The organism is Aporhodopirellula sallentina SM41 (assembly GCF_000346505.1).
Classification (GTDB): Bacteria; Planctomycetota; Planctomycetia; order Pirellulales; family Pirellulaceae; genus Rhodopirellula; species Rhodopirellula sallentina.
The window spans coordinates 1-20794 of record NZ_ANOH01000416.1 but is presented as its reverse complement, the minus strand read 5'-3'; the positions used below and the strand labels follow the sequence as shown (position 1 = coordinate 20794).

At 57.3% G+C, this 20794-nt stretch carries 15 protein-coding genes; all 15 read right to left on the bottom strand.

All coding sequences use genetic code 11. The features are described from left to right. The coding region (locus tag RSSM_RS27195) for a glycogen debranching protein (protein ID WP_008687289.1) at nucleotides 1-1522 on the bottom strand (1522 nt) is incomplete at its 3' end. 170 nt (nucleotides 1523-1692) lie between these two features. Further along, a complete protein-coding gene (locus tag RSSM_RS31980; protein WP_008687287.1) occupies nucleotides 1693-4098 on the bottom strand; it encodes a transporter substrate-binding protein in 2406 nt (801 codons plus the stop codon). Nucleotides 4099-4208: 110 nt separating this feature from the next. Continuing rightward, nucleotides 4209-4940, bottom strand: a complete 732-nt coding sequence (locus tag RSSM_RS27185) for an LOG family protein (protein ID WP_008687285.1) — start codon at nucleotides 4938-4940, stop codon at nucleotides 4209-4211. Further along, on the bottom strand, nucleotides 4937-6748 hold the full coding sequence (locus RSSM_RS27180) for a V-type ATP synthase subunit A (RefSeq protein ID WP_008687283.1): 1812 nt from the start codon (nucleotides 6746-6748) through the stop codon (nucleotides 4937-4939). Before RSSM_RS27180 ends, RSSM_RS27185 begins: the two co-directional genes overlap by 4 nt. Then, nucleotides 6732-7394, bottom strand: coding sequence for a DUF2764 family protein (locus RSSM_RS27175; protein WP_008687281.1), 663 nt, complete (start codon nucleotides 7392-7394; stop codon nucleotides 6732-6734). Before RSSM_RS27175 ends, RSSM_RS27180 begins: the two co-directional genes overlap by 17 nt. Beyond that, the gene (locus RSSM_RS27170; protein WP_008687278.1) at nucleotides 7394-8050 is read right to left on the bottom strand and encodes a hypothetical protein; all 657 of its coding nucleotides are present in this window, start codon (nucleotides 8048-8050) and stop codon (nucleotides 7394-7396) included. The genes RSSM_RS27175 and RSSM_RS27170 overlap by 1 nt, the downstream gene beginning before the upstream one ends. A 26-nt stretch (nucleotides 8051-8076) precedes the next feature. Next, entirely contained in the window at nucleotides 8077-8520 is a 444-nt protein-coding gene (locus RSSM_RS27165; RefSeq protein ID WP_008687276.1) for an ATP synthase subunit C, read from the bottom strand. Then, nucleotides 8511-10397, bottom strand: coding sequence for a V-type ATP synthase subunit I (locus RSSM_RS27160; protein ID WP_008687274.1), 1887 nt, complete (start codon nucleotides 10395-10397; stop codon nucleotides 8511-8513). Before RSSM_RS27160 ends, RSSM_RS27165 begins: the two co-directional genes overlap by 10 nt. Then, nucleotides 10394-11032, bottom strand: coding sequence for a V-type ATP synthase subunit D (locus tag RSSM_RS27155; RefSeq protein ID WP_008687273.1), 639 nt, complete (start codon nucleotides 11030-11032; stop codon nucleotides 10394-10396). The genes RSSM_RS27160 and RSSM_RS27155 overlap by 4 nt, the downstream gene beginning before the upstream one ends. Further along, a complete protein-coding gene (locus RSSM_RS27150; RefSeq protein ID WP_008687270.1) occupies nucleotides 11029-12441 on the bottom strand; it encodes a V-type ATP synthase subunit B in 1413 nt (470 codons plus the stop codon). Before RSSM_RS27150 ends, RSSM_RS27155 begins: the two co-directional genes overlap by 4 nt. Before the next feature lie 20 nt (nucleotides 12442-12461). Further along, a complete protein-coding gene (locus tag RSSM_RS27145) occupies nucleotides 12462-15521 on the bottom strand; it encodes an efflux RND transporter permease subunit (protein ID WP_044303787.1) in 3060 nt (1019 codons plus the stop codon). Nucleotides 15522-15597: 76 nt separating this feature from the next. Further along, a complete protein-coding gene (locus RSSM_RS27140; protein WP_144060158.1) occupies nucleotides 15598-16854 on the bottom strand; it encodes an efflux RND transporter periplasmic adaptor subunit in 1257 nt (418 codons plus the stop codon). Nucleotides 16855-16872: 18 nt separating this feature from the next. After that, nucleotides 16873-18669: a hypothetical protein gene (locus RSSM_RS27135; RefSeq protein WP_008687266.1), complete on the bottom strand. Its 1797-nt coding sequence runs from the start codon at nucleotides 18667-18669 to the stop codon at nucleotides 16873-16875. A 101-nt stretch (nucleotides 18670-18770) separates the two neighbouring features. Then, nucleotides 18771-19709, bottom strand: coding sequence for a YybH family protein (locus RSSM_RS27120; RefSeq protein WP_236621428.1), 939 nt, complete (start codon nucleotides 19707-19709; stop codon nucleotides 18771-18773). A gap of 89 nt (nucleotides 19710-19798) precedes the next feature. Further along, on the bottom strand, nucleotides 19799-20131 hold the full coding sequence (locus RSSM_RS27115) for a putative quinol monooxygenase (protein WP_008687264.1): 333 nt from the start codon (nucleotides 20129-20131) through the stop codon (nucleotides 19799-19801). Nucleotides 20132-20794: the final 663 nt, after the last annotated feature.

The following is a 20794-nucleotide window of genomic DNA, read 5'->3' as shown; positions in this document are numbered from 1 at the left end:
TTGTTGCCAGGAAGTTTTTAACTTGACGGTTTCGCAATTGGTTGACGATTGGATTATCCGTCGGGCCTTCGACGCCACAATGCCAACTGCGATTGTGGCTTTCGCCATCGCGGTTGCTTTCGTTGTTATCCTCGTTGTGTTTGTCGTTGTACGAAACGAGATCGTTGAGGGTGAAACCGTCGTGGCAGGTGACAAAGTTAATGCTTTGTTCGGCTTCGCGTCGCTTGTGAGCGTAGAGTTGAGGGCTGCCGACAACGCGGTCGGCAATCTTCGTGACCGAACCAGGGGCACCGCGAAAGAAGTCACGTACGTCGTCGCGGAATCGACCGTTCCATTCACGCCATGCGTCACCAACAAAGTTGCCGACTTGATAGAGGCCCGCCGCATCCCAGGCTTCGGCGAACAGTTTCGTGCCGGCGAGGGTTGGATCGGATTCGATGTCCCAAAGGACCGGTGGGTTGGGCAGCGGATACCCGTTCGTGTCTCGCGAGAGAATCGAGGCCAAGTCGAAACGAAATCCGTCGACGTGCATCTCTTGCACCCAGTACCGCAGGCTATCGAGGATCATGCGACGCGCGACGGTGTTGTTGGCGTTCAACGTATTCCCGCAACCAGAATAGTTTGCGTATCGTTCGCCGCCGTTTTCCAACATGTAATAGGTGGCGTTGTCGATTCCGCGGAAACTCAACGTTGGTCCGTATTCGTTACCTTCGGCGGTATGGTTGAAAACGACGTCGAGAATGACTTCGATCCCGGCGCGGTGCAGTGCCTTGACCATGTCACGGAATTCGTCGATGACTCCCAACGGATTTTGACGGGAACTGTACGCGGCATGAGGTGAGAAGAACGAGATGGGGGCGTAACCCCAATAGTTCGTTTTGCCGGGAGGTGCATCGAACGCGTCGAATTGAAATATGGGTAGCAGTTCGACGGCGGTGACCCCAAGGTCGACGAGGTATGGGATTTTCTCAATCAGTCCCGCGTAGGTTCCGCGTTTGGATTCGTCGATGCCGCTGTTTGGGTTGCGGGTGAAGCCGCGTACATGCATTTCGTAAATAATCGTCTGAGAAGCGGGACGCTGCAGCGGTGCGTCGTCTTCCCAGTCATACGTGGTCGGGTCGATGACGACACTTTTCATCGCGGACGAGGTGTTATCCCCAGGCTGCTGAGCGGCATCGCGAGAGTAGCCTGGTGGCACGCTGCACCCGCGACCATAAGGGTCCAGCAATAGTTTTTCGTGATCAAAGCGTTGCCCGATCTCGGGGAGGGATGGGCCATGCACGCGGTACCCATAAAGTTGGCCGGCTTTGATCCCCGGAACAAAGGTGTGCCAATAGTGATAGGTTCGGTTCGCGATCGGATCGAGCGAGATGGTCCGCGTCGCTGTGGCAGCGTCGACGTGGTCAAACAGGAGCAGGTCGACTCCCTTCGCGGACCGCGAATAGATGCTGAAATTGACTCCGTCTTCGCAGACGGTTGCGCCGAGTGGTGCAGTTTGCCCGAGGACGTTGGTTTGGCTCATGGTCGATGTTCTTTCGCAAAACAAGCTGCTGCTATTATCATTTTATTGTTGTTGGCAACTTGGCGTGCGAACGTGTGCCGAGCGTTTCATAGGATGCATTGTCGCAGATCGATCCGAACAGGCAGGCCACCGAGTCTGGCGACATCGCCGATATGGTTGTTGGAAACGGGCTACTTCGATCGAGAGACCCAACTGTTTCCCCAACCGATGTAGAGGTCATGGAGGAAAACTTTCCAGTCTTCTGCGGTTCGTGTGGAAGGGAACGGTTCCGGGCGGATGGGTGTGTCGGCAGTCCAGACGATGCGAAACTGTCCATCGTGTTGAATTTGACCAACCCGCGGCGTCTTGAAGCAGTGCTGCGTTTCGGGATCAATACGGATGTTGCCCTCGGGAGCAGCGATTCGTTGGCCGAGCATCGCTCGACGGATTTGTTTCGGTTCAGTGCTTTCGGCGTCACGGACAGCCTGTGCCCAGAGATGCACACCGATGTATGCATCCTGCATCGGGTCGGAGATAACGCGGTGTGGATGATTCGATTTGAATCGCGCGACGAAGTTCTGATTGATCTCGTTGTCGAGTGATTGAAAATAAGTGGATGCCGCGTAGTCGCCCTCCACGTCGGCGAGGTCGAGGCTGCGAAGTTCCTGCTCACCGATGCTGAACGACAAGCACGGAACGGTGGCTTGATCGATTCCGGCATCTCGCAGATCGCGGAAGAACGCCACGTTGGATTCGCCGTTGAGCGTATTGAGGATTATTTCGGGTTGGCTATTTTTTATTTGGTCGATCACCGAATCGAAACGAGATCCGCCAAGGGGAACGTAGGTCTCGCCGACGACCTGGGCATCGTATTCGGTCAGTTGGTCCTTGATGATTTCGTTTGCCGTGCGAGGGAAAACGTAGTCGGATCCGATCAAGAAAATCTTCTTCTTCCCGAGCGATTCGGTCACCCATCGCACCGCGGGGATGATCTGTTGGTTCGGTGCCGCGCCGAGATAGATGATGTTGGGCGAGATCTCCATCCCTTCGTACTGGACGGGATAGACGAGCAGGTGATCGTGGCGTTCGAACAAAGGGCGGACGGTTTTGCGTGAGTACGATGTCCAACAACCGAACACCGTGCAAACATTTTCGTCCACGATCAATCGCTCGGCTTCCTCGGCATAAACGCTCGATTTAGAACGCCCGTCGGCGACGACCGCTTCGACCGGACGTCCCATCAATCCGCCCGCCTCGTTGATTTCAGAAATCGCGAGCAGGATCGAATCCACCAAACTCGTGCCGCTGACCGACATGGTTCCGCTGAGCGATTGCAGCACACCCACTTTGATCGGTTCACCGGTCGGCACTGCGACGGAAGGTGTCGACGAAAAGAAACCGAGACCGAAATAGCCGAGCGATACCAGTGAGATCAGAGCGATCGAGGCCGCGATCAATATCTGCCGACGGGGCAAACTATTGCCTGATTTTGTATTGAGACGCGGAAGATTCGATCCACTCGGTAGTTCGATCGGTATGGTACCAGAAAGCGCCGCGTGTACTGATTGCAGATCGTCCCGCATTGCGTCGGCCGACTGGTATCGGTGGTCGGGATCCTTCGCCATCGCGTTGGCGATGATTGTCGAGCAAGCCGGCGGCACCGAGGAGTTGAACGATCGCGGGTCGGGGATCGGATCGTTGCAGTGCGCGAACATGACTTGCACGACACTGTCACTTTCATCGTAGGGTTGTCGTCCGGTGAGAAGACAGAAATACGTCGCGCCGAGAGCGTAGATGTCGGTTCTCGCGTCGACGGTTTTTCCTTGACACTGTTCAGGGCTCATGAAGTACGGCGTCCCGATCACGGTGCCGGTTCGTGTCAGGTGCAGATCGTCCGGACTGGTCGTGAGTTTTGCCAATCCGAAATCCGTCAGCTTTACCGAACCGTCCGCAGACCTCACCAAGTTCGCGGGTTTGATGTCGCGATGGACGAGGCCCTGGGCGTGCGCGGCGGCAACACCCTGGCATGCATCGATCAAGATTCGAGTTGCTTCGAGCAGCGAGCAGGCACCGTGTTGCTGAACCTCCTCGGAAACGCTGCCACCGGTCAATAGTTCCATCACGAGGAAGTGCAACGACCCATGTTCGCCGATCTCGTGAATCGCCGCGACATTGGCGTGGCTGAGTTTTCCTGCTGCACGGGCTTCGGATTGGAACCTGCTCAACGCGACTTCGTTGTCGGACATTTTTTCCGGCAACACTTTGATCGCGACGTCTCGATCGAGTGTCGGGTCGTGGCCCCTGAGAACAACGCCCATTCCACCGCGTCCGACGATGCCCGTGATTTGATACTTGCCGATGGATTTCCCGACCCAGTCTTCGGCCTGGAGAGGTTCGCTCGACAGGGGAGCGGTATCGCCGGGCGTGGCAGCGAGGGTTTTGGTTTCGTCAATGTCCGAGGAAGTTGTCTCGGGGTTTTGGCGCTCCGGGTTCTGGGTTTTCGGATTCAGGGTTTTCTGATTCTGAGACCCTGGTTTTTGGTGCGAAGTCTCACCATCTTCGGTGGGTGGCAAAGGATGGTGGTCGTTGTCGGTCATGTTGCGATTGATGCGTTAGTGCCCCGGGGCGACGCGGGTTGACGAGCGATGACGTGACGGACTGATCCGCGATCGTCATCGACATTTTTACCCGATGTCGTGGTGTAGAATCATTCTACCGTTGATTCGTTCTTCTGACGCAGCCAATCGTCGCGATGTTCCCGTATGATCGAAATGGCTTCGTCCGCATTGGCGACGCATCGGGGGATGTTCATGTCTTCAGGGCTCGCGAGCGGCACTTCATCTGAAAGCATGGACTCGTTGGCCCAGTCGATGAGACCAGGCCACATTTTGCCGACCAAGATCAATGGCGTGTTGTTGAGGTGGTGGACCTGCAACAGTTGCCACACCATCAACGTCTCGAGCACCGTGCCGATACCGCCCGGTGCGACGAGAAACGCATCGGAGGTCAACACGAATTGATGCAATCGGGTGAAGAACGTTAGGTGTTCAAAGGTTTGGTTGACGAACGAATTGATTTCCTGCTCGAAAGGCAGGTCGATGCGGATGCCGATCGACTTCGCTAACTCAGGAGCACTCGACGCACCTTCGTTGGCGGCTTGCATGAGTCCAGGGCCGCCGCCGGTGATGATGTCGCATCCCATCGCGGCCAATGCGGACGAACAGCGTTTGGTTTCCTCATATCCGAACGTGCCGGGTTTGACTCGTGCCGATCCGAAGATCGTGACACGGTACCGTTCTTTTTTGGACGGTCGCAGTCGGGTGAGGCTGTTGACGACATCCCAAAGGCCGAGGACGGCGTTGCTGAGTACCTCTTTTACTTCCTCTTCATCGGCGAGGCTGACGTTTTCGGATCGGGTTTTGGGCGTGGTTGCGTTCAAGGGGACACCTCTTTGATCTCGGTCGTGGCAAGTTCGAGTTCGGCTTTGTATCGATCGTATTCCGCTGTCCCGTGAGCGCTGTAGTTCCAGTTTTTGTAGAGTCCGATCACGTTGGTGAAGAAATCACGCGCGTCATCTCGATTCGCGAACGGGTATTCTCGATCAACGAGGCGTTTGATTAGCCTCATGCTCTCGAGTTGCCGTTCGCGTGGCATGCACGCATCCACGTCGTCAAATGCGTCTTGTTGTAGGTACGCCATGTCGACGAGCACGGACTTTTGCCACGTGATGAAATCCTCCAACGTGATCCCTTCCTCGCCGGTAACCTGCATCATCTGGTTGATGGAGTCGCCCTTGCGAAGCAGTTCTTGCAACTGAGCCACATCGTCGACCCAAGTCGTCGTGAGTTCTCTACTCAACCATGGTTTCAACTGATCCAGGTACCGCGACCATGAGATGAGCGGATCGATGGCGGGATAGAATCGTTTGTAGGCACGGTCATAGGAAAGGCCGAGAAACGTCTTCACGGTTCCGAGCGTGGACTGGGTGACGGGTTCTTCAAAGTTTCCGCCCGCCGGGGACACCGTCCCGATCATCGTCAGTGAACCGTGCGAACCGTCGGGGCACTGAATCACACCGGCCCGCTCGTAAACGCTCTTGATCGATGAATCGAGGTATGCCGGGAACGCCTCCTCGCCGGGGATCTCTTCCATCCGTCCGGACGTTTCCCGCATCGCCTGAGCCCAACGCGATGTGGAGTCGGCAATCAGCAGCACCTTCAATCCCATCTGCCGATAGTATTCCGCCAAGGTGACACCCATATAAATCGAGGCCTCACGTGCGGCAACGGGCATCGATGACGTGTTGCAGATGATGATCGTGCGATCCATCAAAGTGCCACCGGTTCGTGGGTCCTTTGTTTCCGGGTACAACGAAATAGTTTCGACGACTTCACCGGCTCGTTCGCCACACGCAACGACGACCACAACGTCCACGGCGGCATAGCGTGCGAGCGTGCTTTGCAGAACGGTCTTTCCCGCCCCGAACGGACCCGGGATGCAACCGGTGCCTCCGGTCGCGATCGGGAAAAAGGTGTCAATGATGCGCGTGCCGGTGGTTAACGGTTCGTCCGGATACAGTCTCTCAGCAAAACGACGCCGAAGCAGCGGATCGGGAATCGGGCGGCGTACGGGCCAATGTTGCAGCATGGTGAGTTCGCGTTCAACGTCACCTGAGCGAATGCGTGCGATGGGATCATTCAGCGTGAAAGTGCCATCGCCGATCCACGCGATCTCGACCGGTTCCGGCTCATTGAATGGCACGAGAATCTTGTGGGTGAAGGATGCCTCCTGGACCGTTCCCAACACACCGCCGGGCGGAATTCGCGAGCCGACTTTGGCGACCGGTTTGAATTCCCATTTCTCATCGAGCGGAAGCGGCGGAGCGGAAACGCCTCGAGGCAGAAAGAAACCGTGTTCCTCTGCCAAATCGTGCAGTGGGTTTTGCAGCCCGTCAAACACACGTCCGAGGAGTCCGGGACCAAGAGTTGCGGTCAACATCTCGTCGGTCATTTCGACCTTGTCGCCGACGCGAACCCCGGTGGTGTCTTCGAACACCTGCATGTCGGCGGTGCGACCACGGATGCGAAGCGTTTCCGCCTTCAGACGCTCGTCGCCGACACAGATGAAGCCGACCTCGTTCTTTTTCACTGACGCATCTTCGTCGATTTGGATCAGGACGAGACTTTCGCGAGCTTCAACGACGGTCGCCGTGGAAGACTGTTTGTTTGCATCATGAGTTTGCGACATGCGTCACCTTGTCGATCAATGCCGAGAATTGAATTTTGGCTTTTGGGGAATCAAACGCTAACCACGCGCGAAGCATGTCCCATTTGAAAAGAAACGCCATCACCGATTCGAATGAGAACATCGACGATTCGCTGACTCGGGTGAGCCATCGCCAACAGGTTCCCATGAGAATACGTTCGAGACCGACCGCGTCACCTGCCGCCAATCGTTCAGATGCGTCGGGCAACCAAGTGAAACGGTATTCGAGTTGGAAGTAGGGCGCGTCCCAGTGCTGATGGATCGACGCGACCTGCGACCCAAGTCCCCAACGCCGGTAGTCCGCCGATGGCTTCTTGCCGAGCGGACGCATCCGTAGCGCGGCGAGTAACAACCGCTGCGTCAGTCGAAAGGTCACGTATTCGTGCAGCAACGGGGATGGGGCGGTTTGTTGGAAACGTCGATAGTTCGCGTCCAGTGACAGATCCGTTTGGTCTTTGAATCGTTCCGCAGACCACTGGACCAATGGGCGTGCCGCTCTGAGTTGATCGGCGTGGTCGTTGCCGAGTCGCTTCATGCGTTGGTTCAAACGCAAAGGTGTGATGGGGAGACGATCGGCCTCTTCAAAATACGGCAAGTGCGGAAGGCTGCAGACCAGGTCGTAATACATTACAGAGGTGCCCCGCCCTCAAGTATCTTCTTGAACCGTGGGACCATCTGTTTCGCGATCAGTTGCGAAATGGCTTGGTCGGAAAGGTCGATCTCCAGCCGTTCGTTGACCAACTGAACCCGAGCACCGCCTTCGACTTCGTAGTCAGCAATCAGTTCGATTCCTTCACGCAGCATGTCGCTCGAAAGTGCGAGGAGCGCCTCTTTGCTTTCTTCCTGCAGGGTCGGTTCGCCCAGCAGTGCTTTTGAAATTCGCACCTCGATTTCTTTGTCTTGGATGAACTCATCGGCCGCATGTCCGGCGAGCACCAAGACGAGGTTGCGAACCAACTGTTCGTCAGTCGTGGCAGAAACGACGAGCCGTCGAACGAACTCCTCGAACTGCGCGACGACACGAGCTTTGAGATCCAAAACCGTGTCGCGCGCCGCCAATTGCAACGCGTCCAACGAAGCGACGCGATTGGCCTCGATTTCATTTTTCGCGTTTTCGCGTTCGGCGTTGGCTTCGGATTTGGCTTTTGAAACGATCTCGGCCGCTTGTCGGCGAGCGTCTGCCAACAGGCGTTCGGCTTCCGTCTGAGCAGCTTGCACTCCCTCGTCACGGATCCGTTCGATCAGGTTTTGTACTCCGCCTGATTTCTTTGCGTTCGCTTCCATCTCGGTGTCTTTCGGTAGTGAAATACTTACGGGAGTCGGCCGGCGAGAACCAACGCGAAAACAAATGCAAACACGGCGAAGCCTTCGATCAACGCTGCCGGAGCGAGCGAGATGCCGAATACTTCTGGCTTACTTTTGGATGCATTGATCGCCGCGGCACAGGCGGCGCCTTGGGACATCGCACTGACCAACAGCGCGATCCCCGACAGCACACCGAGGGCAAACATACCGGGTGAGTTTTCGGGCGAGATCGCGGTGGGCAACGCCATCGTTACCACGATACCGTAGATGGTTTGCGACGAAGGCATCGCCGCAACACCAACGAAGCGACCGAAACCGGTCTCGACCTCGAGCATCGCACCACATGCCGCCATGCCGCCACGGAGGCAACCGATCATGCTGCCGACGGCGCCGAGTGCCAACGGGGCGTACAGCCCGATCCACCCGAGGGTGATTATCGTCAATTCCATAGGGAACCTTCCTTTCGTCGAAACGGGGTGAATCGCCGACCTTCGTCTTTCAAGCCCCAGTTAAAAAATTCAATCACATTCAATCGCAACCCGTGAATCACACCGCTGGAAACACCTAGCAACATGTTCAACGCGTGGCCGAACAGAAGCACCAACAATGCAAAGAGCAATCCGAGTCGTGGGAGAGCTCCATGGATTCCCGCCGCCATGTCGTTGAAGGCGGATGCGAGCGATGCCGATGCCAAACCGAGTGCGAACAAACGCAGATAGCTCAGAATGTCACCAAACGCCGCGGAGACCTTCGTCAGTCCGAGCATCCCCGCGAGCAACCGGCGAAGCGGTTTCTCCTGCCGGGCCGTATATCCGACCACAAGGACCAATCCAATGACCGCCGCAAACGCGCCGACCAATTTCAACGCCGACAACGAATCGCTTGTCGCGCCGGCCCCCGCGACCAACCCGCCCGCCACGGCGATGGCCCATCCGAACGACGCCAGTCCGTCTCGCCAATCATCGTATCGCAGTGCGTTCATGATGTTGGCAAGGATCACATGGACTCCGCCCACGAGGACAGAGATGCCCATCATCAGACGTGTGTTACTCATGTCGAGCAAATTCAGCTTCGATAAAAGCGATCCCGACGAAGGCGTTATCCCGAAGTAGCTGCCGACGAGCACGCCGTAGACGAAGGAGAAAACGACGATCAACAGCAGGAGGGGCCGAAAACGCTGGCCTGTGGTTCGTTGCGGCAACGGTTCGCCTTGTTCGATATCGGCGGCATGAGTCAACCGAGCCTCCGCGGTCGTCGGTTGTCCCAGTTTCCGCCAAATCGACGCTAGTCCTAGGCCTAGAAGAAACGCGTAGCCGGCGTCGGCAAGAATCATCGCAAAGAAGATCGCGAACGAGATCGTCACCGTTCTCGACGGATCCCATGTCCAGTAGCCCGGCGTCATGTAGAAGTTGACGAGGTCTTCGCCCGCTTCCACACGAGGCTCGTTCCGCATCAACGTGGGCGGATCCTCGTTCGGCGTCGGCGGCCGATGTTCGAACATGATGCCTCGAGCCTCGGCCAACTCCGCGAGTTCATCAATGTGTTCACGGGGCACCCAGGCCTTGAGTGCAAAAAGAGAATCGATGTCACAGGTCAGTTCCGCCGCACCGGAACGTGCCGCCGCATCGTCGAGCTGAGTCAGGCTTCTCGCAAACAGAAGGCACCACCGCGTCAAATAAGCACGCTCTGCTTGGGCGTCTTCGATCGCGAGTTCGACTTCTTCGAGACGTTGGGAAAGCTGCTTGAGCGAGCGTGCCCCGATCCTTTGTCGGGGGACAGGCATGTCGGTTGGCTCTTCCGGCGAGACGACCACCACATAACTGTGTCGTGAATCCTCCGTGACTGCTTCCCATGCCGCCGACCCCGTAGAGGTCTGTTCGTCCAACGCGGATGCTACCTTGGGCAATTCTGAATGCGGAACGACATAAAACCAAAGACGGAAATCGCCCATCTGTTGCAGCGACGCGAAAGAGAAATCGCCAAACGGTTTGATTCCTTCGATCCGTTCCAAAAGGTCGTCACGTTCGGACTCCAGGTCGTGAATCCGAGATTGAAGTTCACGAGCCTGACGTTCGACCTGAGCGGCATCGAACATCGTACGATCATGCGATTGCCGACGACGTTGGGGCGATGCCAAGAGAAACTTCAACGCATCACGCGAACATTGCGTCGGCGCCGCGCGTTTCTTAATCGCAGCATCGAGGTCGCGTTCTCGCGTCAGTGGAATGATCTCGAGATTCCCGAAATCATGCAGCGAATCGAGCAACGGCTCCTTGTCCTGTGCGAGGCCGACGAAGGTTGCCCGGTGCAGCGGCACAATGCTCATGAGGCGACTCCGTCGGTGTCGTCGTCTTCCCAGGAATTGTTGTTCTTTTGTTGTTTGGCTTTGGCGAGTTTCGACGTGATCACCGACGCGCGTTCGGCGTCGCCTAGGTAGATCCTGATCCGTTGGATGTTCTTTTTGGCGTCCGGGATCAGCACTTTGTCGAACAGATTGACGCGCTGCGTGATGCGTCGAACCGCATGCGAAAGAATTTCGACGCGTTCGCCCGCGATGCGAGAGCGGACTCGTGCTTCGGCCGCATCCTTGAGACGCTGCACGAGAATATCAATCCAAGCCGGAGTCGCCATGCGGGAATAGTCCGAGACGACAAAGTTCATCTGTTCCAATATCGGAAGCCGCGTCCCGACGACGTTTTGTTCCCCAACGCGATAGCCGTCCATCTTGACCAGCCCGGTGAGATCGAGGCGTTCATCGGCGAGCATTGGGAGCTCCTCGCCGATTTTCATTTCGAGTGCGTTCGCCGCTTCGATCGCGACGCGTTGTTCCTCGCGAGCCTTTTGTGCTTCGACGGTAAGTTGTCGACGTTTGAGGTCCAACGACGGCAGCAGCTTTTCGTACAGTTTGAGTTGTTGCTGCTGTTGTTGCAGTGAATGTTTGCTGAGACGAAGCTTGCTCATGGCGAGGAACCTTCGCTCGCTGGCGGTGGCTCTGCCACCTCTTGCTCAATCTCGTCGGATTCGTCAGCTCGTTCTGTTTGCCCAGGCCGATTCGGGAAGTATTTGTCGATCAAATGTTGTTTCATCAACAATTCGTTCGGCTCGAAGCACTCGCCGAGTGTTTGCCAGCACAAGTCCAACGCTTCGATCACGCCCATCGAAACGCGGATGTCCAAGAAGCGTTTGCGAAACAGGTCACCGTACTTCAGCAATTTGTGATCGAACGGCGATAGCTCAAACGCCATCGCTTGTTTGCGTTGTGCCTCGACCGCTTCGGAGTAGAAACGGATCATCGTGTTCATTACCTGCGAGTGATCTTCGCGGGTGGATTTGCCGATGACATGTTGTTTCAGACGCGACAATGAACCGAACGGGTCAATGATCCCACCGTGCAGATAGAACTGGCCTTCGGTGATGTATCCCGTGTTGTCCGGGACTGGGTGCGTGACATCGTCACCGGGCATGGTCGTAACGGTAAGAATCGTGACGGATCCTGCGCCTTTGAAGTCGCAGGCTTTTTCGTATCGCTGGGCGAGCTGTGTGTAGAGATCGCCCATGTATCCGCGGACCGCTGGGATGCGTTCTTGCGCGACGCCGATCTCCTTCATCGCGTCGGCGTACGCGGTCATGTCGGTTAACAAAACGAGGACGCGTTTGTTCTCCTCGACGGCGAACTTTTCAGCTACCGCTAACGCCATGTCGGGAACCAACAAACGCTCCACCAACGGATCGGAGGCTTGGTTGACAAACATCACCGTCCGGCCGAAGACGCCGTGCTCTTCGAACGCGGTTCGGAAGAAATGGTAGTCGTCAAAGATCAACCCGAGGCCGCCGAAGACCAGCACATCCGCGTCGGCTTGGAAGCCGATCCGTGCGAGCAACTCGCCGTGTGGTTCACCCGCTACTGAAAAAATCGGAATCTTCTGGCTCTCGACGAGGCAGTTGAACAGGTCGATCATCGGGACACGGGTCTCGATCATCTTGGTCGGCATGACTCGCATGACGGGGTTCACCGTCGGGCCGCCGACTTTCACGTGCGGGTCGGATGTGAGATCAGGGCCGCCGTCGAGCGGAGTACCAGATCCACGAAAGATACGGCCGAGAATATTAGGTGAATAAACGACGTCGAGTGAACGACCGAGGAACTTCACCGTTGCGTTGGTCGACAGCCCTTTGCCGCCCGCGAAGACCTGCAGGCTGACAACGTCGCGTTCTAACCCGATGACTCGGGCGAGCGACGATTCGCCGTCCGTGTTCTCCACTTCCGCCATGTCACCGAGGGCGACGCCTTTGGCGCGAAGTCGGATCACGTCGCCCACGATTTCTTGAATGCGGGTGTGACGAACCAGCGGTTGTAGGTCGAAGGTCATGGCTGTTTGTTAAGTAGAGATCATTCGGCAGGAACCCGGTACAGCAACGCGTACAACGTTGGCACCATCACCATGGTCAGGAGCGTGCCAACAATCAGTCCGAAGAAGATCGTAACCGCGAGCGCGACCCAAAAAACGTCCTGCAACATTGGCAACACCCCGAGCACGGTTGTTCCCGCCGCGTTCACAACCGGGCTCAATCGCGATACCGCCGCCTCGACAATGGCATGGTACGGAGTCGCCCCTTTGGCAAGGTTCACGTTGACTTCATCCAACAGGACAACCACATTCTTGATCATCATACCCGATAGACTCATCGCACCCAACAATGCGATGAAGCCGAACGGCGTTTGCGTCAGCAAGAGTCCACCGGTGATTCCGATCATCACGAACGGGATCACCCCAATGCAAAGTAGCATCGGACGGAAACCGTTGAACAACGCAACGAGGATAAACAGCATAACAACAACCGCCGGAACAATGCCGGGGGCGAGCGCCTCCTGCGACTGTTTGGCACTCCAGTATTCACCGTCCCAATCCAAACGATAGCCTGGAGGCAGTTCAATGGCCTCGAACTTTTCGAGCACGGCGTTGCGAAGTGTGGGTGCGGTCGCGTTGTTGGGCGAACACTGAACGGTCGCCGCACGACGTCGGTCCCATCGCCAAATGATCGGGTCTTCCCATGGAATCTCGACACCATCGATGACTTGAGAAACGGGGATCGCGTTGGTCGAGAGTTTGGCCGTGACCTGCAATTCGTCGAGAGTGGACGCGGCGACTTGGCGTTCGGATTCGACGTTGCGTGCAACGATCGGGATCAAGTCGTCGCCCTCGCGGTACTGGCCGACAACGATCCCGTCGGATGCTCGCTTCATCACCCTCGCGACATCGTCACGGGAAACGCCGGCCCATCGTGCGCGTTCTTGGTTGTACTGCGGGGAGAGCGATTGCACGCGTTCGCGCCAGTTTACACGCACTTCTTTGGCCAACGGTGTTTCTCGCAGGATTGCCGCGCCCTCTTCGGCGAGTCTTCGCAGCGTGTCGGGATCCGCGTTGGCCGGCCCACTGAACCGAGCTTCGATCTTCCAATCGTCGAACGCGCCCACCGCGTACTTGCGAACCCGGACCATCGCCTCGGGTACGTTCTCCTTTACCCAGGCGTCGGTGTCAGCAACGAGCCGGTTGACTCCATCGAGCGACTTCGTGTTGACGATAATTTGCGCGTAAGAGGTGTAAGGATCTTCGGCGCTGACGGGCAGATAAAACCGAGGCGGCCCTTTGCCAATGAAGGCACTTTGCGAAGCGGTTGCATCGTGGTTCTTCACAAACTCTTCGATACGTTGCAGGTTCTCGCTGGTTTGTTGGATGCGTGTTCCTTCCGGTGCCCAGTAGTCGATCATCACCTGCAAACGGCTTGAGTCGGGGAAATACAGTTTGGGCACCCATTTGAATCCCGCGACCGACATCAGCAGCAGTCCCACCATGCACGCCAGGAACAAAATGCGATGGCGGATCGTCCATGACAAGAGATTGCGGAAGGAACGATACAGCGTCCCCTGGTACGGATCGGTTTCTGCCTCGCCTTGTTTGGGGCCCGGCAACATCGCCATGCAAAGGATCGGAGCAACGGTTTGGCAGAACAACCAACTGAGCAGCAGCGAAATCGCGACGACCGTGAACAGGCTGCCCGCGTATTCGCCAGTGTCATACGTCGATGCGAAGATCGGAAAGAACGCCATGCAGGCGACCACCGTCGCACACAGCAACGGGATCGACGGGCCACTGGCGGCTTCGATCGCGGCCTGTTTGCGATCCATCCCTCGGGCGATCCGAACCATGATGCCATCGGTCACCACGATCGCGTTGTCGACCATCATTCCCATCGCAATGATCAACGCACCGAGTGAAATCCGATGCAGATCGATTCCGATGATGGACATCACAATGAACGTCCCCAAAATTGGGAACACCAAACCACTGATCCCAATAATGATTCCGGGCCGAACTCCCATTGTCAGTGCGAGCAGTGCCAACACGATCGCGACCGCTTCGATCAAACTGACCATGAATGCCCGGATCGATTCGCTGACTTGATCCGATTGCCACGAGATTCGCTCGACGTTAATCCCCACGGGCAGATCGGCAAGCAACTCGTGGATTCTCGCGTCGATACGCTTCCCTACCTCGACCACGTTTTCACCCGCGGCCGGTGCAAGCGCTAGCGCGATCGCTTCCCGACCGTTGTGCCGCAACATGTGGCTCGGCGGATCTACGTAACCCACGTTGACGGCCGCCAAGTCGCGGATGCGGATGATCTCTTCCTTGCCGTTGACCACGCTCGTGATGGCAACATCGCCGATGTCTTCGGGTGTTTGGAACGCACCGGTGGGCGAGACCCGCAGGCGTTGCGTTTGGTAGTCGACTTGGCCGGCATCCACCACCATGTTTTGTGACTGCAGCGTGTCGATCAGTTGAGCCGGGGTGAGGTTGAGTTGAACCAATCGAGCCGAGGAGACGTCGAGGTAGATGCGTTTCTCTTGCACACCCCAAAAGTCGACCCGCGCGACGCCCTTGACGACGCTCAATTCCTTTCGCATGTCTTTGACATACTTTTCCAACTCGGCGTAAGAATAGCCGTCACTGCTGACCGCCAAGAGGAAGCCGAACACGTAGCCGAAGTCGTCACCGATTTTGGGTTTCCCGGCACCGGGCGGCAGAGTCGGTTCGACGTCGGCGACCTTCTTTCGCAGAACGTCCCAAACCTGCGGCAAACGTTCCGACCAATAGTTGCTCTTGATGTCGACTTTGATGATCGACAGGCCGGGCCGCGAATTGGAGTAGATGTTTTTGAGTTCGGCCATCTCCTGGAGTTTGGTTTCGAGCTGGTCGGTTACCTCCAACTCGACTTGCTCGGCACTCGCGCCCGGGTAGGTCGTCGTGATCGCCGCGGTTTTGACCGAGAACTCGGGATCTTCCAATTGGCCGAGTTGGAAGTAGCAAAACACACCACCCAATATGATCAGCGCGATCCCGAAATAGGTGATCGCGCGTTTCTCGATCGATAGCTCAGCCAAGTTCATTTGTTTTCCATCCACACACGACGTCGCAGTCTGCTCACCATTCCGATACTCAGGGGTTTTTTTCGCGTTTGCGGTCTCAAAGCAGTTTGACCACCTGGCCCTCTTGCAGTGAGTTAATGCCCGCGGTCACGACGTGGTCACCGACCTTCAATCCTTCGGTGACGCGAACACCAACCGGCGTCAACTCGCCCAGCGTGACCGCGCGGCGAGAAACTTTGCCGGTCGCGTCGTCGAACACCCACACAAAACTCTGCGAGTCGTCAGCCGGTTCGGTAAAGACGGCTTGGAGAGGGATGATCAAATTGTTGACCGTCGAATCGCTGCCTGTCGTCTTGATTGATACCGTCGCGGCCATGCCTGGCAACACGTTGGCGTCATCGGGTTGTTCGATCTGAACGGTGACGGGGTAGGTCCGCGTGGTCTTGGACGCTTCCCGACCGATCTTGGTGACTTTGCCGTGGAACTCTCGTTCGCCGATCGCATCGAATTTGCACGTCACTGGGATGCCCTTTTCGAGTAATCCGATCACCGATTCAGGCACTTGCACGACGATCTCGATCTCCGAGACATCGACAATGCGAACGATCGCCTGTTTGGCTTCCACGCGTTGGAAGTTGTCGACGTAGCGTACCGAGATTTCTCCGTCGAACGGGGCCGCCAACGTGGTGTCGTCGAGTCGGTTTTTCGCATCGGTCACGGCGGCTTCGAGCGAGCGGACTTCGGCGCGTTTGGCGTCGAGGTCTTCCTCGCGAGCCCCGGTCATCCCGATGTTGAGCGCCTCGATCGCGTCGTCGACTTCCGCGGCGGCGCGTTTGCGCCGAGCTGCCGTGATATCGAATTGCGATTGAGACACCGCACCGCTTTTGACGAGTTCCGCATTGCGGTCGTGTTCGGCGATGGCCTGTTCGTACGACGCTTCGGCTTGCTTGAGGGCGAGTTTCAGTTGATTGATTTCTTCGGGGCGTGCCCCACGTTCCATCGCCAGCAAGTTCGCTTTCGCTTTGTCGAGTCGTGCTTCCGTGTCACGCAACGCAGTATCGAAATCACGTGAATCGATCTTCGCGATCGTGTCGCCGGAACTGACGACCGACCCCACGTCGACAGGCAGTTCGACGAGCGGACCGGATACTTGGAACGAAAGGTCGACGTCATTCTTTGCTGATGCACGTCCCGGGAAAGACCGGCCCGTGATCGCCTCGAGGTCGCCGACCTTGACCACGCGAACCGGGCGAATCGGATCGGCCGCGCGTTCAGCTTCGCTGCATCCGAACAGGCTGGTTAGAACCACAGCGAAGGATAGCGTCACATAGGGACACATGTTTTGAATTGGCATAGGATACTCCTGCGACGGTTACTGTTGTTGTTGCTCGGGATCTTCCAGTCGGACCAACAACCACTGTTGAGTCGTGCCGTCTTCGAAGTGGACGAGCACCGGGGCGGTGTCTTTCGTCAGGTTCACGATGCCCGTTTCCATGATCGGGCGTTTCTTATCAACGACGTTCCATGCAGACCGCTGTGAGTCTTTGTCGACCATGCCCTCGATCGTTTGTGTCGTGTCGGTAGCCGTGTTGCGAAGCGTGCCGGAAATGACGCCTTGCCGGTTGATCACGAATTGCAGGAACAACGTCGGGTCGGGGCCGGACTCCTGGCCATCTTGGGTGACGGCGAACACACCCAGTGGCATCCATTCGCCCTGTTGATCGTCGCCGGTCGAACTTCCGTCACTCGCGGTTTCATCCAATGTGGCGTCAGTCGTTTGAGACGCCGAGTCGGTGGCGACGGCTTCCGTGGGCACGACGATCTCCGGTGCGCTCGCGACGATCGCTTCGGCCTGCATCGCGTACTCTTCTTCGGTCGCGATGATCTCGTCGTTGTAGTAGACCGATCCGTCTTGGTAGTAGATGTTCTCGCCGTAGTTGTAGTAGATCGGTTCGGACCATCCGTAACCTACCCAACCGCGAACGCCACCCCATGCGGCCCAGCGAAACGGTCGGGTGATCGCCCACGTTCCCCACAGCGGATGGTCAGACCAGAAATCACGGATCGGAGTGTGGTACATATGGTCGCGGATCTCGTCGCGACGTTCCTGTCGGACGTTATGGCGATCTTGACGGTTTTCAATTCGTTGCGGCCGGTTGTCAACGAGCGGTCGATCACCCGGTCCATAACCAGGACGGTGTCCATGGCCGGGGCGATCACCAGGTCCAGGACGATTACCAGGACCAGGGCGATTTCCCGAGCCAGGGCCGTTGCCAGGACCAGGGCCGTTGCCAGGACCAGGGCCGTTGCCAGGGCCAGGACGGTTGGCGGGTAGGTTGCCAATGCTCGGACGATCTCCTGGTCCAGGCCGTTCACCGGGGCCTGGTCGCTCGACGGGGCCTGGTCGATTGCCCGGACCGCCTGCTCCGCCGGGACGTTCGGCGGGCAGGGTGTCGGCGCGGGGGCCCGAATCACGCAGAAAGTCGGCGGCGATGCTGCCTGCCATGCCTCCGGCAACTCCACCGGCCACGCTTCCCGCTAGATTGCCTGGCCGCGATGACGGCAGCTGGCTCGGACGGGCGCCACCACCGCTGGATGGCATATCGAGAAAATTCCGCAGATCACCGGAGCTCGGACGAGAGCCAGCCGACGGGCGTGAGCCGACGTTGGAACCGATCCCTTGGCCGGGACGCGATCCTTGGCCAGGCCGGGCGCCGGTGTTTGGGAGATTGCCGGTGCTCGGGCGCGATGGGCTGCTCGGGCGCGACGGGCTACTGGGGCGAGTTCCGACGTTCGGACGCGATCCTATCCCGGGGGAAATCGGGTTCGAGACGCTGGGCCGCGAACCGACCGACGGCGACGAGAAACTCGGCCGAGAACTCGGAGCAGACGGCCGCGAGATGCTCGGTTGTCGAGAATAGCTCGGTGTTGACGGTCGGCTGATCGAAGGCGTGCGACCGATCGAGGGAGATGCCCCCGAGAATCCACCGCCGCTGAATCCTCCGCCCCCGCCACGGGAAACTCCACCGCTGAAACCGCCGCCTCGCATGCCGCCACCGCCTCCGCCTCCTCGGAAACCGCCGCCGCCTCGCCCGCCGCGAGCGAAAACCTCGCTGCACGCGAACAAGCTCAGACTTACCAACGCTAGCAACACAAAGATACGTTTCATCGAAGAGATCCCAACTGCAGAAAAGATGGATGGTGGATGGGGAACGTTGTGTCGTTGCCCATGCTTCCCAGACTCGGGGCGGTCATGACCAGCGAGTCGAACTATTGGTTCCTTTTGACGTCTCGTTTCACAACAACCTCGCTAACGTTCGGCAGCAACTGCCCGCCGACGACTCGGTTGACGGATTGCCATGTGAATTGATTGTTGTCCACGTAGGTAAGAATGTTGGTGGAGGTAGAAACGCTGCCATCGGGAAGCGTTCCGGCGTCCTGGATGTGCCACGCGTCACCGTGTTCGCTCCATGTCCCTTCGCCAAATCCACCTTCACTGTCGAAGACCCATGAGCGAATGTTTTCGGCGTTTTGGTCCCATCCGATGATTTGCATTCCCGACATCTCGACGACTCCGCCGACGTTGACGGAAAACATTTGCACGATGAAGCGACGGTTTTGTGTCCATCGATACGTAGATTCGATTCGGGCCTGGTCGTCTTCATCAACCCACGATCCGATCAGCCACTCGAGTTGTCCGAGGTGTTCGTAGGGTGAGTCGTTCGAGATCAGTTCTTCTTCAGTGACACGGTCGAGCAACCAATGACCGTCCTGTTTGACATAGACGCCGCGATACTCGGACGTTTCGGTCAGCGGTTCGGCTTTTGGGTCGGCAGGATCGTCACCGGAGGGAGCGGACCGACTGACGATGGCGGTGCCTTTTTCAATTGCAACGCTGGGCGATAGGAAATCAATCGAGTTCGACGTGACCGCCAACTTCACCGCTGGGTCGTTGGCGAAGATTGTTGCGAATTGTTGTTCGATCGCTTCGCGCCCGACGACCTGTTCGCCGGACAACGGGTTCGTATAGACCGCTTCGCTCGACCATTTCGATGCGAGTGTTTTGGCATCACGCTGATTGAACGCGTCGACGTACGCCTGGACTTCCTTCTGAATCATCTCGCGGTCGGTTGCTTCGTCCGCGCCGGCATACGGCAGGCAACACAGGGTGCAGACCGTCATGGTCATTCCGAAGATTGCTGACTTCACTTGTTCCACCTTGTGAGTTGAAGGGTTTCGCGATGAGTCTAGGTTTGCGATGAGTCTACGTTTGCGATGCGTCTACGCTTGCACGCGGTCTACGTTTGCTTGGGCGCGATCGCGGACACGATGACGTCGAGTTCGCCGATCACTTCAAGATTACAAATTTCGACTTGAGGAGGTTCTAACGACATCTCGATGTAAGGCAAGAGCCGATGGAAGCGTTCACTACGAAAATGGTTTTCGAGATCAGTACGTGTTTCCCAATGTGCCCAATAGATGATCGACTCGTCATCGTTCTCGTCAGACAACACTCGACAAAACCGACACCCCTTGGAGGTTTCAGTAGGACACGCCAAACCACATAACACTCGCAATGTTTCGTTGCGTTTGTCGGGCGGCGGCACCAATCGCAATACGGCTTGGATCATACCATCAACCTCGCCACGTCACGGCACACAATTCGTTTCGGATGAATCAAACAGAGTCGACCTGTATCTGTCACCCGAGTCCATCGACTTTTGTCCGCTCGAACTGCAAGGCAACCTTCGTGCCACTTGGTGGTTGTCACCGCAGAACACCGCGTTCGCGAAGCGTATCGTAAGGCGAAAGAAATTTTATGTAGAAGCGGTGCAGCTTTTGGCTGTGTCGGAGTTGTTGGGGTTTCGCCAATATATTGGAGGTGACCGCGATTCCCCAAAGAGATCTTCATGCAAATCTCGTCGGCGCCGTGCGCAAAAATGCAGGGATAGCCTGAGTGTTATGAAAGTATCCAGCCCGACGTTTACCGGCGGGTGTTGATGCCGTTTGCCAGGTGTGACTGCCGGAACAGCGCTGCGCTTGGTCCGGCCTACAACGGTGGCAATCGTTGATGGCAACTTAACGTTTTGTAGGCCGGATGAAGGAGGCTTTGTGACGCGCATCCGGCAGGCGGTGTGACTGCCGGAACAACGCTACGCTTGGTCCGGCCTACAACGGTGGCAATCGTTGCGGGTAACCTGGCGTTTTGTAGGCCGGATGAAGGAGGCTTTGCGACGCGTATCCGGCAGGCGGTTTGAATGCCGGAACAACGCTACGCTTGGTCCGGCCTACAA

What these genes read in the sequence shown, in the direction of transcription:
- RSSM_RS31980 (WP_008687287.1), bottom strand. Translation starts at nt 4,098, where the DNA reads ATGACCGACAACGACCACCATCCTTTGCCACCCACCGAAGATGGTGAG.
- RSSM_RS27180 (WP_008687283.1), bottom strand. Translation starts at nt 6,748, where the DNA reads ATGTCGCAAACTCATGATGCAAACAAACAGTCTTCCACGGCGACCGTC.
- RSSM_RS27175 (WP_008687281.1), bottom strand. Translation starts at nt 7,394, where the DNA reads ATGTATTACGACCTGGTCTGCAGCCTTCCGCACTTGCCGTATTTTGAA.
- RSSM_RS27170 (WP_008687278.1), bottom strand. Translation starts at nt 8,050, where the DNA reads ATGGAAGCGAACGCAAAGAAATCAGGCGGAGTACAAAACCTGATCGAA.
- RSSM_RS27165 (WP_008687276.1), bottom strand. Translation starts at nt 8,520, where the DNA reads ATGGAATTGACGATAATCACCCTCGGGTGGATCGGGCTGTACGCCCCG.
- RSSM_RS27160 (WP_008687274.1), bottom strand. Translation starts at nt 10,397, where the DNA reads ATGAGCATTGTGCCGCTGCACCGGGCAACCTTCGTCGGCCTCGCACAG.
- RSSM_RS27155 (WP_008687273.1), bottom strand. Translation starts at nt 11,032, where the DNA reads ATGAGCAAGCTTCGTCTCAGCAAACATTCACTGCAACAACAGCAGCAA.
- RSSM_RS27150 (WP_008687270.1), bottom strand. Translation starts at nt 12,441, where the DNA reads ATGACCTTCGACCTACAACCGCTGGTTCGTCACACCCGCATTCAAGAA.
- RSSM_RS27145 (WP_044303787.1), bottom strand. Translation starts at nt 15,521, where the DNA reads ATGAACTTGGCTGAGCTATCGATCGAGAAACGCGCGATCACCTATTTC.
- RSSM_RS27140 (WP_144060158.1), bottom strand. Translation starts at nt 16,854, where the DNA reads ATGCCAATTCAAAACATGTGTCCCTATGTGACGCTATCCTTCGCTGTG.
- RSSM_RS27135 (WP_008687266.1), bottom strand. Translation starts at nt 18,669, where the DNA reads ATGAAACGTATCTTTGTGTTGCTAGCGTTGGTAAGTCTGAGCTTGTTC.
- RSSM_RS27115 (WP_008687264.1), bottom strand. Translation starts at nt 20,131, where the DNA reads ATGATCCAAGCCGTATTGCGATTGGTGCCGCCGCCCGACAAACGCAAC.